Source organism: Pseudoxanthobacter soli DSM 19599 (genome assembly GCF_900148505.1).
Classification (GTDB): Bacteria; Pseudomonadota; Alphaproteobacteria; order Rhizobiales; family Segnochrobactraceae; genus Pseudoxanthobacter; species Pseudoxanthobacter soli.
In genome coordinates this window covers 142,370-157,949 of sequence record NZ_FRXO01000005.1, presented here as the reverse complement: position 1 = coordinate 157,949, position 15,580 = coordinate 142,370, and the positions used below count along the sequence as shown (strand labels likewise).

The window sequence follows — 15,580 nt, the reverse complement described above, 5'->3', positions numbered from 1 at the left end:
GAACATGCCCATGCGCCAGTCCATGCCCCGTCGCCTGTCTCGGATCGCAATCCTTCTCGGTGCGCTGCTGCTGGCGGCCTGTGCCGGCCCGATGCCGACCCCCTATGGCCCGGCAGCGGACGGCTTCGGCTTCTCGCAAACGCAGATCGCCCGCGACCGCTGGCGGGTCGCTTTCACCGGCAATCCCGCGACCTCTCCGGAGACGGTCGACAGCTATCTACTTCGACGGGCGGCGCAGCTGACCCTCGAACAGGGCGGCGATTACTTCGTCGTCGAGGGGCGCAGCATCACCGGCGCACCCGCGTCGGTGGCGGCGGTCAGGAGCTATCCGGGCGGCGTCTCGATACCGCCCTCGGCGCCCCAGGCCGGCCCGGTCATCGGAGTCTGGGGCGGGGTCGCGACCCTGAACGAACGGTCTGGCACCGCGTTCACCGCACAGGCCGATATCCGGATCCACCGCGGCGCGGCGCCCGCAGGCGATCCGGCGGCGTTCGACGCCCGCCGCACCCTGACGGCGACGCAGCCACCGTCGCGCTGATAGTCGCAGGCCGGGCCGGATCAGCCCACCGCGACGCGAGGGCCGGTCCGCCAGCGGCTTCGCAACGCCGTGAGGCGGGGATCGGAGATCGGCTCGACGGCCCTCAGCCGTGGCTCGGGAGCCCGACCGCCCGAGGCGAGCGCCAGCGCGCCGCCGACGGTTCCGGCCCGATCGCGCGAAAGCGCAACGGAGCGCCCGGGGTGGAGACCGGCGAGCAGCGGTCCGATCAGGGCATTGTCCGCAAACGGCCCCTCGATGACCACCGTGCCGCGCGCGCCGAGGAGATCGAGCGACGTGTCCGCCATCAGCGCGATATAGAGCGCAGCGAGCGCGGAGCGCCCGGCCGCATCGAGCCCTTCCCCATTTTCGACGAAGCCCTGCCGGCCCGGGAACGGACCGCCGGCGGCGACGAACGACGGCCAGGCGACGGCGCCCGCGGCAAGCACACGATCGAGATCGCCCGGTCCGGCGGGAGCCGGGGCTTCTCCGGCAATGGCGGCGAACTCGCGGCCACCCATGAACCGCGCCGTCGGCGTCGGCGCGCCGAGGGCGTCGACATTGACGAGGCAGTCGCGGTCTTCGGACAACCCAGAGACCGGCACGCCGGAGGCGAGCAGCACCGCCCAGGTTCCGGACGAGATCACCACGAAAGGTTCGTCTTTCGGCCGCGCCAGCCGGTGGCGCAGGAACGAGGCGTTGGAATCGTGAATGCCGGCGAGCACAGCCGTCTGCGGGTGAAGCCCCGTCGCGGCGGCGATTCCGGGTGCGATCCGGCCGACCACGTCACCGGCCGCCTTCAGCGGCGGCACCAGGCGATCCCAGCCGCGGCGAAGCGCCAGAGGCGAGAAGCGGCCAGTCGCCGGTTCCCAGAGATCGGTGTGACAGCCGAGCGACGTCACCTCACCGGCGGCGACATCCGTGAGGCGCCAGGAAAGATATTGCGGCCACATCATCAGGTGCCGCGCGCGGGCGAACGCGGCGGGGAAGCGGCGTTCGAGGAAATGGATCTGCCGGCCGAGATTGAGGCCGAGCGGCAGGAACGGCGACCCGGTGACGGCGAAGGCGTCGCGCTCGGCGCGGTATTCGTCCGCGACCTCCTCCAGCACCGGGTCCTCGTAGTCCATCACCGGCAGCACGAGGCCGGCCTCATCGACGAGCGCACCGCAGGCGCCGTGGGCGACCGGCACGATCGTGCCGATCCGCTCGCGTTCGGGCGCGTTCGAGAGCGCGCCCAGCAGGAACGCCTCGATCGCCGCGGCATCGATGGCAAGATAGGGCGCTCCGGCAAGCGGCCGGTTGGGGCGGGTCTCCTGCCAGAGTTCCTCGCCGGTCGCCGGGTCGGCCACCACCAGCTTGGCGTTGGTCTTGCCGATGTCGAGCACGGCGACGAGGGGGGCGGCGGGGGGGCGGGCTGGATCGATCACGGGCAGTGCCTCCGAGGACGCCGGTCAGGCCATGTGGAACACCGGGCTGAGCGGCGTCGCCACCGGTTCGCCATCGGGGTGCACCACCATGATGTCGCGCATCATCGCCCACCAGCGCCGCATCACGGCGGTTTCGGGAAGGCGGTCCATTGTGTGGTCGTCGCGCCTGACCAGCACGGCGAACAGGGTGAGGGTCTCGGGATCGAGGAAGATCGAATAATCCGAGACCCCGGCCTCGTGCAGCAGGTCGACGAGTTCCGGCCAGATCGCATCATGGCGGCGGCGATATTCCGCCTCGAAGCCCGGCAGAAGCTGCATCTTGAAGGCGATCTTCTCGCTCATCGCCGCCCTCCCCGCGCGAGTCCGAGCTTCCGCAGCAAGACCGGGATCGAGATCACGGCGACGAGCAGCACGCCGACGACGATCTGCATGACGATGCCGGGCACGTTGACGAGGCCGAGACCGAAGGTGACGAGGCCCATCAGGAATGCCGCGAGCACCACGCCGAGGATCGTGCCGACGCCGCCGAGGATCGAGACGCCGCCGAGCACCACCATGGTGATGATCTCAAGCTCCCATCCGACCGCGAGCGACGGCCGCGTGGAGCCGAGCCGCGAGGTGAGGCACACCGAGGCGAGGCCGGCGGCTAGCCCGACCACCGCGAACAGCACGAAGCGGTAGCGGTCGACCGCGACGCCGGAAAAGCGCGCGACCTCGGGATTGTTGCCGATGGCGTAGATGCGCCGGCCGACCGAGGTGCCGTGGAGCACAACCGCGAACAGCGCCGCGAGCACGAGGAAAAGCGCGAACTCGTTGGAGATCGGCCCCCAGAAATAGCCCTGCCCGAAAGCATCGAAGCCGGCCGGGTAGGACTTCAGCACCTGATCGCCGAGGATGGCGTAGCCCACGCCGCGGAACAGACTCATGGTGCCGATGGTGGCGACGATGGCCGGCACGCGGAACACGGTGACGAGAGTGCCATTGACGATGCCGCAGGCAAGGCCCGTCGCGAGCCCCACGGCCACCACCAGCCACACATCCGCGCCGGCCCCCGCGGCAAGCCCCATGGCAACGGAGGCGAGGGCCATGATGCCGGCGATGGAGATGTCGATCTCGCGGGCGATGATGAGGAGCGCCATCGGCAGCGCGACGATGGCCTTCTCGGTGAAGTTGAAGGTGGCGTCCGACAGGTTCCAGACGTCGAGGAAATAGGGCGACACCCACGAACACAGCCCAAAGCCCGCCACGAACAGCGCGAACAGGATGAACTCCCACCGCCTGGCGAAGGCGAAGCGGCTGTGTCCTGTCCGTCCGCCGCCGTCCGCCGGATCGCCCGCGAGCTTGACGCCGTTGCCGAGTCGTCCGTTCGAAACCGCATTCATGCCGGCTTCTCCTCCAGGATGCGGCGGCCGGCCGACCGGCCGCCGCGGGCGTTGAGAACGACCGCGACCGTGATGACGAGGCCGGCGATGGCCATCTGCCAGAACGGCGAGATGCCGATCAGCGGCAGAGCGTTCTTGACGATGCCGAGGAACAGGGCGCCGAGCACGACGCCCGTCACCGTGCCGACGCCGCCGGCGATGGAAACGCCGCCAATGACGCAGGCCGCGATGACCTGCAGTTCGAAGCCCTGGGCGACGTCGACATAGGCGACCGCATAGCGCGACACCCAGAAATAGCCGCAGAGCCCGGCGACGGCGCCGGAGACCACGAAGGCGATCGCCTGCATCCGGCCGGGATCGATGCCGGCATAGACGGCGGCCGAGCGATTTCCGCCGGCGACGTAGATGTTGCGGCCGGTGGCGGTGAAGCGCAGGAACAGGGCCATCGCCGCGATGCCGAGGATCGCCACCCAGCTCAGCACTGGCAGCCCCAGGAGCGGCGCGCGGATGAAGTCGAGGAAGGCGTCGGACATCTGGTTGGAGTTGATCCAGGCGCCGCCGGTGATGAGGAAGATCACGCCGCGATAGACCGCGAGCGTGCCGAGCGTGACGACGATCGACGGCAGGCCGAGCTTCCAGACGAGCAGCGCGTTGACGAGGCCGAGGGCGGTGCCAAGCGCGACGGAGAGCAGGATCACCGGCACGACGCCGAGTTCGGGCATCGCGGAATTCAGCAGCGCGACGACGACGCCGGTGAGCGCGAGATTGGCCGCGACCGACAGGTCGATGGCCCCCGTCAGGATCACCAGCATCTGGCCGAGCGCCAGCAGGAACAGGATCGAGGTGTCGTCGAACACGTCGACGAGGTTCGACGGGGCAACAAAGGCGGGGAACTTGACGGCGACCCCGACGGTCACCGCCACGACCAGTGCGGCGAGCGCGGCATCGCGGCTCGCGAGCCAGCCGCGGACCGCACCGGGCCGCGTCGCCGCCATGTGTTTGGCAGTCTTCATGTCGTCCTCCTGGCGGCCCTCAGCGGGGCGTCCGGCGGGTCTGTTCAGGCATCGGTGGCGGCGCGCACGACGGCTTCGGGCGTGGCTTCGGCGCGGGTGAATGTGCGACGCACCCGTCCGCGGGCCATCACCATCACCCGGTCGGCCATGCCGAGAACCTCAGGCAGTTCGGACGAGACCATCACCACCGCGAGGCCCTGGGCGACGAGTTCCGCCATGAAGCGGTGCACCGCGGCCTTGGAGCCGACATCGATGCCCTTGGTCGGCTCGTCGAGAATCAGCACCCGCGGCTGGGTCGCCAGCCACTTGGCGATCACCACCTTCTGCTGGTTGCCGCCGGAGAGGTCCTCGACCGGCTGGTCGAGCCCGGACATGCGCACCTGCAGGCGCTGGGCGAGCGCACCGGCGACATCGCGCTCGCGCGGACGGTTGTTGAAACCGCGGCGCGACAGCTGCGCGAGGCTCGGCAGCGCGATGTTCTCCACGATGGACTGCTTCAGCACCGCGCCCTGGTGCTGGCGATCCTCCGGCACATAGACGATGCCGGCGCGGATCGCGTCGTCGGGCCGGCGGATCGAGAGCGGCCGGCCGTCGACCAAGATGCGGCCGGCGCTCGGCTCGGTCAGCCCGAACACCGCCTTCATCACTTCGGACCGGCCGGCGCCGACCAGACCGTAGAGGCCGAGAATCTCGCCGCGGCGGACGTGAAACGAGACGTCGTCGAACTCGGTCGGGTGCGACAGCCCCTCGACCCGCAGCGCCTCGTCGCCCGGCACCGTCTCGATTTTCGGAAAGATCTGGTCGACGGGACGGCCGACCATCATGCGGATGAGATCGTCGGTCGAGCTTTCGCCGATGCGTCCCGCGCCCACCGCCGCGCCGTCGCGGAATACCGCATAGCGGTCGGCGACGCGCATGATCTCCTCGAACTTGTGGCTGATGAACAGGATCGCCCGGCCCTCCGCCTTCAGCCGGTCGACGATGCGGAACAGATCTTCCGCCTCGCGGTGGGAAAGCGCCGCCGTCGGCTCGTCCATGATGACGACGCGGGCGTCGAACGAGAGCGCGCGGGCGATCTGCACGAGGTGCTTCTGGGCGATCGAAAGCGAGCGCAGCGGCTGGCCGGGATCGAAATCCGCCTCAAGCTCGGCGAGGAGCTTTGCCGCCCGCGCGTTCATCGCCGACCAGTCGACCATGCCGAACCGCCCGCGTGGACGGTGGGAGACGAAGATGTTCTCGGCGACGCTGAGGTCGTCGAACACCACGGCTTCCTGGTGGATCGCGGTGATGCCGAGGCGCTGGGCCTCGTCGGCCGAGCCGATGGTGACGGGCTTGCCGTTGAGGGTGATGGTGCCGTGGTCCGGCGCGTGGATGCCGGTCAGGACCTTCACGAGCGTCGACTTGCCGGCCCCGTTCTCGCCGATCAGCGCGGTCGCCTCGCCGCCGTAGAGTTCGAGCGCGCCGTCGACGAGGGCGCGCACACCGGCGAAGGACTTCTGGATACCGGACAGCGTGAGCACGGGCACGGGCCCGGCGGCGGGACGCAAAGGCTCTATGGCCGAAGCGGCGGTGGTCGAAAGGGACATGGGATCACCCCTGCAGGGCGGCACGAACGCGGCGACGCGAGGCGCCGGCACCATGGGCCGGGCCGGTGCGGCGGCGCCGGCCGGCGCCGCCGTCAGATATGGGGAAGAGGCTTGAGCATATCCCGTTCGGAGTGAACCGATCTGACCGACAAGGAGATGCTCAAGCTTTTTTTAATCTGGAGCGATTTCTTGTGAACCTGATGCTTCCATCAGATCGGAAATGCGCCCTTGTCGCGGTGATCAGAAGATCTTCGCGAATTCTTCCACGTTCGACTTGTCGTAGACGAAGGGCTTCGCCATGGCGCCCGCGCCTTCCTTGTCGAAGGAGACGGTGCCGAGGCGACCGATCGGCAGCTTGGCGTCGGGGCCGCCCTTGTCGCCCTTGACGAGATCGACGGCGAGATAGGTCGCGGCGTAGCCGAGGTCGATCGGGTTCCAGATCGCGAAGCTCTTCACCGTGCCCTTCATGACGTGGCCGGCGAGTTCCGACGGCAGGCCGAGGCCGGTGACGAGCACCTTGCCCGAGAGGCCGGCGTCCTCGACCGCCTTGGCGGCGGCGACGATGCCGACCGAGGTCGGGGCGATGATGACCTTGAGGTTCGGATACTGCTTCAGGAGCGCCTGGGTCTCGCGATAGGACTTGTCGGCGAGGTCGTCGCCATAGACGGTCGCGACGAGCTTCAGATTCGGGAACTTCGGCAGCACCTTCTTCATCTCGCCGATCCAGATGTTCTGGTTGGTCGAGGTCGGGGTGGCCGACAGGATCGCGACTTCGCTCTCACCGGAACCGGCGACGTCGGCCGCGAGCTGCACGCACATCTCGCCTATCAGTTCGTTGGACGAGGGATTGAGATGGACCTCGCGGCCGTCGACCGCGACGCCGGAATCCCACGACACCACCTTGATGCCGCGCTGCATCGCCTTCTTCAGCGCCGGAACGAGCGCGTCGGGATCGTTGGCGGAGATCGCGATGGCGTCGACCTTCTGGGCGATCAGCGCGTTGATGGTCTCGATCTGGCCTTCGGCGGTGGTGGTGGTCGGGCCGGTATAGATCACCTCGACGCCGCCAATCTCCTTGGCCGCTTCCTGCGCGCCCTTGTAGGCGGCATCGAAGAAGCCGTTGCCGAGAGATTTCGGCACGAGGCCGACGCGGATGTCGGCGGCGTGCGCCGAGCCGGCGAGCAGCGCCACCGTCGCGGCGGCCAGGATAAGCTTGCGGATCATAGTCGTCCTCCCGAAATGGCCGCCCTTCTGGCGCGGCCGTTGATGCCGAATTCGGCGCCGCTTGTTGTCCGCGGCGTTGGTATGCGTGCCCGCGAGGAGCGGGATCCGGGCGTCCGTCGGGCCCCGGCGGACGTCAGGCCGCCACGTCGAGCGCCCGGTCCTCGGCCGTCACCTCGGCGACCACGACCTCGACGCCCGCATCACGCAGCGGGGCGAGATCGGCCTCGGTGGCGGCATCGTCGGTCACCAGCACGTTCACGCGATCAAGCGGCGCCACCACCATCGAGGAATGGCGGCGCAGCTTGCTGGCATCCGCCATGACCACGAGGCGCTCGGCGCGCCGCAGCAGCCGGCATTCCGACTGCACGATGAGCGGATCGGTTTCGAGCAGCCCCGCGCGACCGATGCCGTAGGCGCCGGTGAACATGATCCGGCCCGAGAAGTGCGCGACCGCGTCGGCCTCCTCGTAGGGGCTGAGGATGATGTTCTGTTCCGGATAGATCGTTCCGCCGGGCAGCGTGATGCGCGAGCGCGCCGTGGCCAGCAGGTCCGCGGCGATCGGGAACGAGTTCGTCAGGATGTCGAGGTCGAGGTCGCGCAGGAACTCGACCAGCCGCCATGTGGTGGTGCCACCATTGATGATGATGCTGTCGCCGGGTTCCACCAGAGCGGCGGCGGCGCGCGCGATCGCCCGCTTCTCGGGCACCGCGACTTCCATGTTCACGTTGAACGGCACGCCGACGAGGTGGGCCTTGTGGCGCGGCCGCAGCGCCTCCGCACCGCCCCGCACCCGCTTCAGCTCGCCTCGGTCGGCCAGCGCTACGATGTCCCGGCGGATGGTCGCCTCCGAGGCGTCCAGCATGTCCACGAGCTCGGTAACGCTCACGACGGAGCGCTCGGTGACGAGCTTCAGGATCAGGCGGTGGCGTTCGCGCTCAAGCATGGCCGTCCCATGGTCTCCATCCCGTTCGGGCCGCCCCTCCCAGCACGACGGCATGGGACGGCAGCCCGCTCCGACCCCGTCCTGTTCCGGCAGGCCGGAGCGGCAGGGCATTCGTTGATTGCATCCAAGACACGGCAATGAGGGGCGATTGTCAATCGCGATTCGGTCAGAAATGATCGTAATTGATTGTTGCGGCGCACAATAATGACCGGTTACGACAGAAGTTGATTGAAATCGTCGGCATCTGGTCCTAATCAAGGCGACGTGCAGACAGGCGGCGTGCCAACGGCGCCGCGCGACTGGCGCGCGTGAGAGGCGCTCCTCGCACGCCGGGCCGGAGGCACCAACGAACCCGCCAGCGGAGCGCCGCGCGCAATCGCGTTCGCAAGGCGCCCTGGATTCAAATGCTTGGCCGTGATGTCCCGAACGCCCGCGGCTTCGGTGCCACGCCCAACCGGGAGGACGACACATGCTCGACAAACCGACACCGACCGAGGCGACACCGCTGCTGGCCGACCTGTGGGATGCCGCCCATGCGGCGACGCTCAGCGAACCGGAGCGGCTGCTCTACCGGTCCAACCTGCTCGGCTCCGACAAGCGCATCACCAACTATGGCGGCGGCAACACGTCCTCCAAGATCATGATGGCCGACCCGCTCACCGGGGCGGAGGTCGAGGTGCTGTGGGTGAAGGGCTCGGGCGGCGACATCGGCTCGATGAAGCTCGACGGCTTCGCCACGCTCTATCTCGACAAGCTGAACCAGATCGCCGCCAGCTATGCGGGTCCCGAGGTCGAGGATGCGGTGGTCGGGCTTTACCCGCACTGCACCTTCAACCTGAACCCGCGCGCCACCTCGATCGACACGCCGCTGCATGGCCTTTTGCCGGCGAAATATGTCGATCACGTCCATCCGGACGCCATCATCGCAATTGCGGCCTCCGCAGACAGCCGCGCCATCACCCGCGAGATCTTCGGCGACGAGATCGGCTGGCTGCCATGGCGGCGCCCGGGCTTCGAGCTCGGCGTCTGGCTGCAGCAGTTCGCGAAGGAGAACCCGTCGGCCAAGGGCGTCGTTCTCGAAGCTCACGGCCTGTTCACCTGGGGCGACACGCCCTATGCCTGCTACAAGCAGACCATCGACACCATCAACCGCGCCATCGCGTGGCTTGCGGCCAAGTCGGAAGGTAAGCCGGCTTTCGGTGGCGTGAAGGTTCCGACCGCCGCGCCGGAGGCCCGCCTTGCGGTCGCTGCCGAGCTGATGCCGCGCATCCGCGGGCTTATCAGCGGCGAACGCCGAATGGTCGGCCACTTCGACGACCAGCCGGCGGTGCTGGAGTTCGTCGGCTCCCAGGCGCTCGACGCGCTGGCGCCGCTCGGCACCTCCTGCCCCGACCATTTCCTGCGCACCAAGATCCGTCCGCTGGTGCTGCCGTTCGACCCCGCGACCCAGACGGCTGCCGACCTGCTCCCGGGCCTGGAGGCGGCGATTGCCGGCTACCGCGAGGATTACGCGGCCTATTACGAGCGCTGCAAGCACCCGGATTCGCCCGCGATCCGTGACCCGAACCCGGTCGTGTACCTGATCCCGGGCATCGGCATGATGACGTTCGCCGCCGACAAGGCGACAGCCCGCATTGCCGGCGAGTTCTACGTCAACGCCGTCAACGTGATGCGCGGCGCTTCCACGGTCTCGACCTATCGGGGCCTGCCGGAACAGGAAGCCTTCGACATCGAGTACTGGCTGCTCGAGGAGGCCAAGCTGCAGCGGATGCCGAAGCCGAAGGCGCTCGCCGGACGCGTCGCGCTCATCACGGGCGGCGCGGGCGGCATCGGGCTCGCCACCGCGCGGCGGCTCGCGTCTGAAGGCGCGTGCGTCGTGATCTGCGACATCGACGAGGCCGCGCTCGCCGAAGCGGATGCCGGCCTCGCCAAGGCCTTCGGCCGCGACGCCGTCGCCTCGCTGCCGGTGGACGTGACCCGCGAAGAGACCGTCATCCGCCTGTTCAAGGAGGCGGCGGTCGCCTTCGGCGGGCTCGACATCCTCGTCTCCAATGCCGGCATCGCATCGTCGGCGCCGGTGGAGGACACGTCGCTCGCGCTGTGGCAGCGCAACATGGATATCCTGTCCACCGGTTACTTCCTGGTGTCGCGAGAGGCCTTCCGGCTGATGAAGCATCAGGCGCGCGGCGGTGCGATGGTGTTCATCGCGTCGAAGAACGCCATCGTCGCCTCGCCGGGCGCTGCGGCCTACTGCACGGCCAAGGCCTCCGAGGTGCACCTCGCCCGCTGCCTCGCGCTCGAGGGCGCGCCGCTCGGCATCCGCGTCAACGTGGTCAATCCCGATGCGGTGCTGCGCGGCTCCAAGATCTGGACTGGCGAATGGCGCAGCCAGCGCGCCGAGGCCTACAAGGTCGGCGAGAACGATCTCGAGGAGATCTATCGCCAGCGCTCGATGCTGAAGCTCGGGGTCTATCCGGAAGACATAGCCGAGGGCGTCTATTTCTTCGCCTCGGACCTGTCGTCCAAGTCCACCGGCAATATCCTGAACGTGGACGCAGGCCACGCGCCTTCGTTCACGCGCTGAACGGGACGACGGCGGGCGGAGACCATCGCCGCCCGCCCGCGCCGCGCCGCGTCGACCGCCCCTCGCGAAGGACGGTCCCGGCGCGCGTCCGCCGGATGACCGATCCGGCGAATCGGAACGACTTCCCCTGTGATCTCCCGCCGACCGGATCGGTGCGGCCCGGTCGAGGGAAAGCGGGCTCCGGAGACGACGCCCATCGAGAAAGCCGGAGCAATCAGGAGCCGCCACGCCGGGCGCCCGGGCGAAGACGGCCTGCTCCCACGAGAACATGTGAGGAAACCCGCCATGACCGAGCTACCGATCGATCCCGATCTCATCGTCCGCGAGAACGCCGCCCTCGCCGACGCCCTCGACGAAGACTACGAGGCCCTCGGCCGCCAGCTGTCCCGCCGCGGCATCGACATCGAGGCCGTCACGGCCAAGATCGCGGGCTTCGGCGTCGCGCTGCCATCATGGGGCGTGGGCACCGGCGGCACGCGCTTCGCCCGCTTCCCGGGCCCAGGCGAGCCGCGCGACGTCTTCGACAAGCTCTCGGACTGCGCCGTGGTGCAGCAGCTCGGCCGCGCGACCCCGACCGTCTCGCTGCACTTCCCGTGGGACAAGGTGCCGGACATGGCGGCCTTGAAGGCCCATGGCGACGCGCTAGGCCTCGGCTTCGATGCGGTGAATTCCAACACCTTCCAGGACAGTCCCGGTCAGGCGCTGTCCTACAAATACGGCAGCCTCAGCCACACCGATCCGGCGGTCCGCGCCCAGGCGGTCGCCCACAACATCGAGTGCATCGAACTCGGCAAGGTGCTCGGCTCCACCGCACTGTCGATCTGGATCGGCGACGGCTCCAACTTCCCCGGCCAGAGCAACCTCTCCAAGGCGTTCGAGCGCTATCTCGAATCGGCGTCGCAGATCTACGCCGCCCTGCCCGACGACTGGCGCGTGTTCGTCGAGCACAAGATGTACGAGCCGGCGTTCTACTCGACCGTGATCCAGGACTGGGGCTCGTCGCTGATCGCGGCCGAATCGCTCGGCGAGAAGGCATTCTGCCTCGTCGATCTCGGCCACCATGCGCCGAACGTGAACATCGAGATGATCGTCTCCCGGCTTCTGCACCGCAAGAAGCTCGGCGGCTTCCATTTCAACGACTCCAAATACGGCGACGACGATCTCGATGCCGGATCGGTCGATCCCTTCCGCCTGTTCCTCGTCTTCAACGAACTGGTGGAGGCCGAACTCAACGACGACACGTTCCGTCCCGCCCACATGCTCGACCAGTCCCACAACGTCACCGATCCGATCGAAAGCCTGATCGGCAGCGCCGTGGAGGTCACCCGGGCCTATGCCCAGGCGCTCATCGTCGACCGCGGCGCGCTGGCGGAAGCGCAGGCGCGAAACGACGCGTTCCTGGCAGCGCAGACGCTGAAGCGCGGCTTCGTGACCGACGTCGGCCCCATCCTCGCCGCCGCCCGCCGGCGCAACGGCGGCGCCATCGATCCGGTGGCGGTCTATCGTGCCTCGGGCTATCGCCCCCGCAAGGCGAACGAGCGTCCGGCTGTCTCCGGCGGCGGCGGCGGCATCGTCTGACAGGCGCCCATCGGTCCGCGGGCGGCGATGCGACATCCGCCGCCCGCTGCGGTGCAGCACCGGGTACGTACATCTCATTTTTCTCTTTGTTTTGAATGTAAGTAAGATTTCCTGCTGCGCGTCTGACGAAATTTTATGAGGGACGCACCTCAAATCCCGCTTGCATCCGTCAGCGATTTGTCGTTTGAATGGGGAACGGCAGCAATGCACGAAAACGATAAAAAACAGACCAGCAATGGCAACGCGCGGCGGAGGGCGAACACCCCCGACGCGTGACGGGATCGAAACGCAACAAGGGTGATCGTGGATGGCTCTCCTCGAACTCGAGGGCATCACGAAGACGTTCGGTGCAATCCGGGCGCTTTCCGACGTGAGCTTCAAAGTCGAGCCCGGCGAGGCCATCGGCCTCATGGGCGACAACGGCGCCGGCAAGTCGACGCTGGTCCGCATCATGGCGGGTAACTTCCCCCCGACCGAAGGCGTGTTCCGCTTCGCCGGACAGCCGGTGCATTTCCAGCGCCCGGTCGATGCGCGCGAGGCCGGCATCGAGGTCGTCTACCAGGATCTGGCTCTCGCCGATAACCTGACCGCCGCCGCGAACGTGTTTCTCGGGCGGGAACTGAAGCGGCGCTTCGGCCCGATCCGCTATCTCGACCATTCCGCGATGAACAAGCGCGCGGCGGAGCTCTTCCGCGAGCTGAAGTCCGAAACCCGCGCCGATGACCTCGTTCGCCAGATGTCGGGCGGCCAGCGCCAGGCCGTGGCGATCGCCCGCACGCGGCTCGCCGATGCCCGAATGGTGCTGATGGACGAGCCGACCGCCGCCATTTCCGTGCGTCAGGTGGCCGAAGTGCTGGAACTGATCAAACGGCTGCGCGACAGCGGCATCGCCGTGATCCTCATCAGCCACCGCATGCCCGACGTGTTCACCGTGTGCGACCGGGTGATCGTGATGCGCCGCGGCCGCAAGGTCGCCGACAAGCGCGTCGCCTCGTCGAGCCCGGAAGAAGTCACCGGGCTCATCACCGGCGCGCTGGAGGCCGCATGATGTCGAGTGCCTCCCACCACGCCCACACCGACTTCGCCAATGTCGGCCGCGCTCCCTGGTATCGACGCGGCTTCTTCGCCTCGCAGACGGCCTACGTGCTGGTGGCGTTCATCGTCATCGCCGTCATCATGGCGCTGCTGTCGCCGGCGTTCCTGAAGTCGGGCAACCTCTACAACGTCGCCCAGAACTTCTCCTACATCGCAATCGTTTCGCTCGGCTCCACCATCGTGATCATAACCGGCGGCATCGACCTGTCGGTCGGCTCGGTGATCGCGCTGTCGGCCATCGTCACGGCGATGGCGTTCAATGCCTGCGAGGCGATGGGCCTGTCCGCCGTGCCCGGCCTCGTGCTGCTGATCGCCTGCCTCGCAGGCCTCGGCGTTTCGATCCTCGTCGGTCTCATCAACGGCACGCTGATCGCAAAGGTCGGGCTGTCGCCGTTCGTCACCACCCTCGGCATGCTCTCCATCGCGCGCGGCCTCTGCTACATCGTGACGGAGGGCCGGGGACAGGCGCCGGCCGGCGTCGACAAGGCGCTGATGACCTCGATCACCAAGGGCGAGATCCTCGGCCTGCCGATGCCGCTGATCTATCTGGCGCTGCTTTCGGTCGTGATGGGGCTCAGCCTGCGCCACACCGCCTGGGGCCGCCACCTGTTCGCTCTCGGCGGCAACGAGAAGGCTGCGGCGCTGACCGGCGTCAATGTCGACCGCATGAAGATCTCCGCCTACGTGCTGTGCAGCCTTTCGGCCGGCTTCGCGGGCATCCTCATGGTCGGCTGGCTCGGCTCCGCGCCGGCCAATCTCGCCACAGGCTACGAACTGCGCGTCATCGCCTCCTCGGTCATCGGCGGCGCCAATCTCGCCGGCGGCTCCGGCGGCCCGGTGGGCGCGGTGCTCGGCGCGGCGCTGATCGAGGTGATCCGCAACGGCCTCGTGCTGGCCCGCGTCAACCCCTACTGGCAGGACGCATTCGTCGGCCTGATCATCATTCTCGCGGTGCTGGTCGATCGCTTCCGCGCCCGCCGCGCCACCTGACTTTCGCCGGACCGGAACGGCCATCGCGCCGCACGGTCCGGCGAACGATTGCAAGTCCAAATCGACAATGGGTCGTCAAGACCATCTCTGGGAGGAAACATATGAAGCGTCTTCTTCTTGCCGCCGTCGCGGCTGTCGTGCTCTCCGCGCCGGCGCTCGCCGCCGACTACAAGTTCGCCCTGGTGCCCAAGGCGATGAACAATCCCTATTTCGACCTGTCGCGCGACGGCTGCATGGCCGAGGCCAAGAAGCTCGGCAATGTCGAGTGCATCTATATCGGCCCGGTGGAGCATGAGCCGGCGACCCAGGTGCAGATCGTGCAGGATCTGATCAGCCAGGGCGTGGACGGCATCGCCATCGCCGTCTCCGACGCCTCGGCCATCGGCGACGTCATCAAGCAGGCCCGCGATGCCGGCGTTCAGGTCATCACCTTCGATGCCGACGCGCCGGATTCGGCCCGCCAGGCGCATGTCGGCACCGATAACGTGGCCTTCGGCGAGGCGCTCGCCAACGAGCTGATCAAGATCCGCAAGGAGCCCGGCACCTACGCGCTGATCTCGGGCGGCCCGGCCGCCGCCAACCTCGCCGATCGCGTCAAGGGCGTGGAGAAGGTGCTCGACGCCGCCGGCTGGAAGCAGGTCTCCGGTTCGCCGCTGTTCTGCAACGACGACATGGCGCTCGCCGTCCAGCAGATGGCCGACGTGCTGACCGCCAACCCCGACGTCAGCGCGATCATCCCGGTCGGCGGCTGGCCGATGTTCGTGCCGGATGCCTACAAGAGCTTCGTCGATGCCAACCGCGGCATCTATGATTCCGGCAAGCTCAAGCTCGTCGTCGCCGATACGCTGAAGGTGCAGCTGGAGCTGCTGAAGGAAGGCTACGCCAACGCCCTCGTCGGCCAGCGCCCCTACGAGATGGGCGAGAAGGCCATGGACATCCTGCTCGCCCTGAAGGAAGGCAAGGAAGTCCCGACCATCACCTATGCCGGCCTCGACCTCGTCGACAAGGCGAACGTCGACAAGTTCCTCGCGAACTGATCGACATCGCGTCCCGACGCGACAACCGGCCGGGTGCGATCATCCGGCCGGGCAGAAACGAGGCCTGATCAACGGCTTGACCACCTTCATTTCGTTCGGGCCGAACCGGCACGGGCGAAATGCGCTCCAGGGGGGAGCGTGGGCGTCGCTGCACCAGCAGCGGCGCCTTTGTGTTGATGGGGTTTC

The 15,580-nt window shown here is 68.0% G+C and carries 13 protein-coding genes; 6 read left to right on the top strand and 7 right to left on the bottom strand.

Features of this window, described 5'->3' with window-relative positions; translation table 11 throughout:
- Positions 1-4: 4 nt before the first annotated feature.
- Positions 5-538, top strand: coding sequence for a CC0125/CC1285 family lipoprotein (locus BUF17_RS13525; RefSeq protein WP_175563698.1), 534 nt, complete (start codon positions 5-7; stop codon positions 536-538).
- 20 nt (positions 539-558) lie between these two features.
- On the opposite strand, the gene BUF17_RS13520 is transcribed toward BUF17_RS13525, so the two are convergent.
- From BUF17_RS13520 to BUF17_RS13490, 7 genes are all read right to left on the bottom strand, one after another.
- On the bottom strand, positions 559-1,962 hold the full coding sequence (locus BUF17_RS13520) for an FGGY-family carbohydrate kinase (RefSeq protein ID WP_084564649.1): 1,404 nt from the start codon (positions 1,960-1,962) through the stop codon (positions 559-561).
- 24 nt (positions 1,963-1,986) lie between these two features.
- Entirely contained in the window at positions 1,987-2,304 is a 318-nt protein-coding gene (rhaM, locus tag BUF17_RS13515; protein ID WP_073629537.1) for an L-rhamnose mutarotase, read from the bottom strand.
- A complete protein-coding gene (locus BUF17_RS13510; RefSeq protein ID WP_084564647.1) occupies positions 2,301-3,344 on the bottom strand; it encodes an ABC transporter permease in 1,044 nt (347 codons plus the stop codon). Before BUF17_RS13510 ends, rhaM begins: the two co-directional genes overlap by 4 nt.
- On the bottom strand, positions 3,341-4,357 hold the full coding sequence (locus BUF17_RS13505) for an ABC transporter permease (protein WP_428977650.1): 1,017 nt from the start codon (positions 4,355-4,357) through the stop codon (positions 3,341-3,343). The genes BUF17_RS13510 and BUF17_RS13505 overlap by 4 nt, the downstream gene beginning before the upstream one ends.
- A 44-nt stretch (positions 4,358-4,401) precedes the next feature.
- The gene (locus BUF17_RS13500) at positions 4,402-5,943 is read right to left on the bottom strand and encodes a sugar ABC transporter ATP-binding protein (protein WP_073629535.1); all 1,542 of its coding nucleotides are present in this window, start codon (positions 5,941-5,943) and stop codon (positions 4,402-4,404) included.
- 240 nt (positions 5,944-6,183) lie between these two features.
- Positions 6,184-7,167, bottom strand: coding sequence for a rhamnose ABC transporter substrate-binding protein (rhaS, locus tag BUF17_RS13495; RefSeq protein ID WP_073629533.1), 984 nt, complete (start codon positions 7,165-7,167; stop codon positions 6,184-6,186).
- A gap of 133 nt (positions 7,168-7,300) precedes the next feature.
- Positions 7,301-8,110 (bottom strand): DeoR/GlpR family DNA-binding transcription regulator, encoded by an 810-nt coding sequence (locus BUF17_RS13490; protein ID WP_073629531.1) that lies wholly within the window; start codon positions 8,108-8,110, stop codon positions 7,301-7,303.
- A gap of 469 nt (positions 8,111-8,579) precedes the next feature.
- Here BUF17_RS13490 and BUF17_RS13485 point away from each other — a divergent pair, with 469 nt between their 5' ends.
- The 5 genes from BUF17_RS13485 to BUF17_RS13465 all read left to right on the top strand — a co-directional run bounded on the left by BUF17_RS13485 (position 8,580) and on the right by BUF17_RS13465 (position 15,394).
- Positions 8,580-10,694, top strand: coding sequence for a bifunctional rhamnulose-1-phosphate aldolase/short-chain dehydrogenase (locus tag BUF17_RS13485; protein WP_073629529.1), 2,115 nt, complete (start codon positions 8,580-8,582; stop codon positions 10,692-10,694).
- Positions 10,695-10,979: 285 nt separating this feature from the next.
- Entirely contained in the window at positions 10,980-12,272 is a 1,293-nt protein-coding gene (gene rhaI / locus BUF17_RS13480) for an L-rhamnose catabolism isomerase (RefSeq protein WP_073629527.1), read from the top strand.
- 307 nt (positions 12,273-12,579) lie between these two features.
- A complete protein-coding gene (locus BUF17_RS13475; RefSeq protein ID WP_073629525.1) occupies positions 12,580-13,320 on the top strand; it encodes an ATP-binding cassette domain-containing protein in 741 nt (246 codons plus the stop codon).
- Positions 13,320-14,357: an ABC transporter permease gene (locus BUF17_RS13470; RefSeq protein ID WP_073629523.1), complete on the top strand. Its 1,038-nt coding sequence runs from the start codon at positions 13,320-13,322 to the stop codon at positions 14,355-14,357. The genes BUF17_RS13475 and BUF17_RS13470 overlap by 1 nt, the downstream gene beginning before the upstream one ends.
- 101 nt (positions 14,358-14,458) lie before the next feature.
- Positions 14,459-15,394, top strand: coding sequence for a sugar-binding protein (locus BUF17_RS13465; RefSeq protein ID WP_073629521.1), 936 nt, complete (start codon positions 14,459-14,461; stop codon positions 15,392-15,394).
- Positions 15,395-15,580 lie beyond the last annotated feature (186 nt).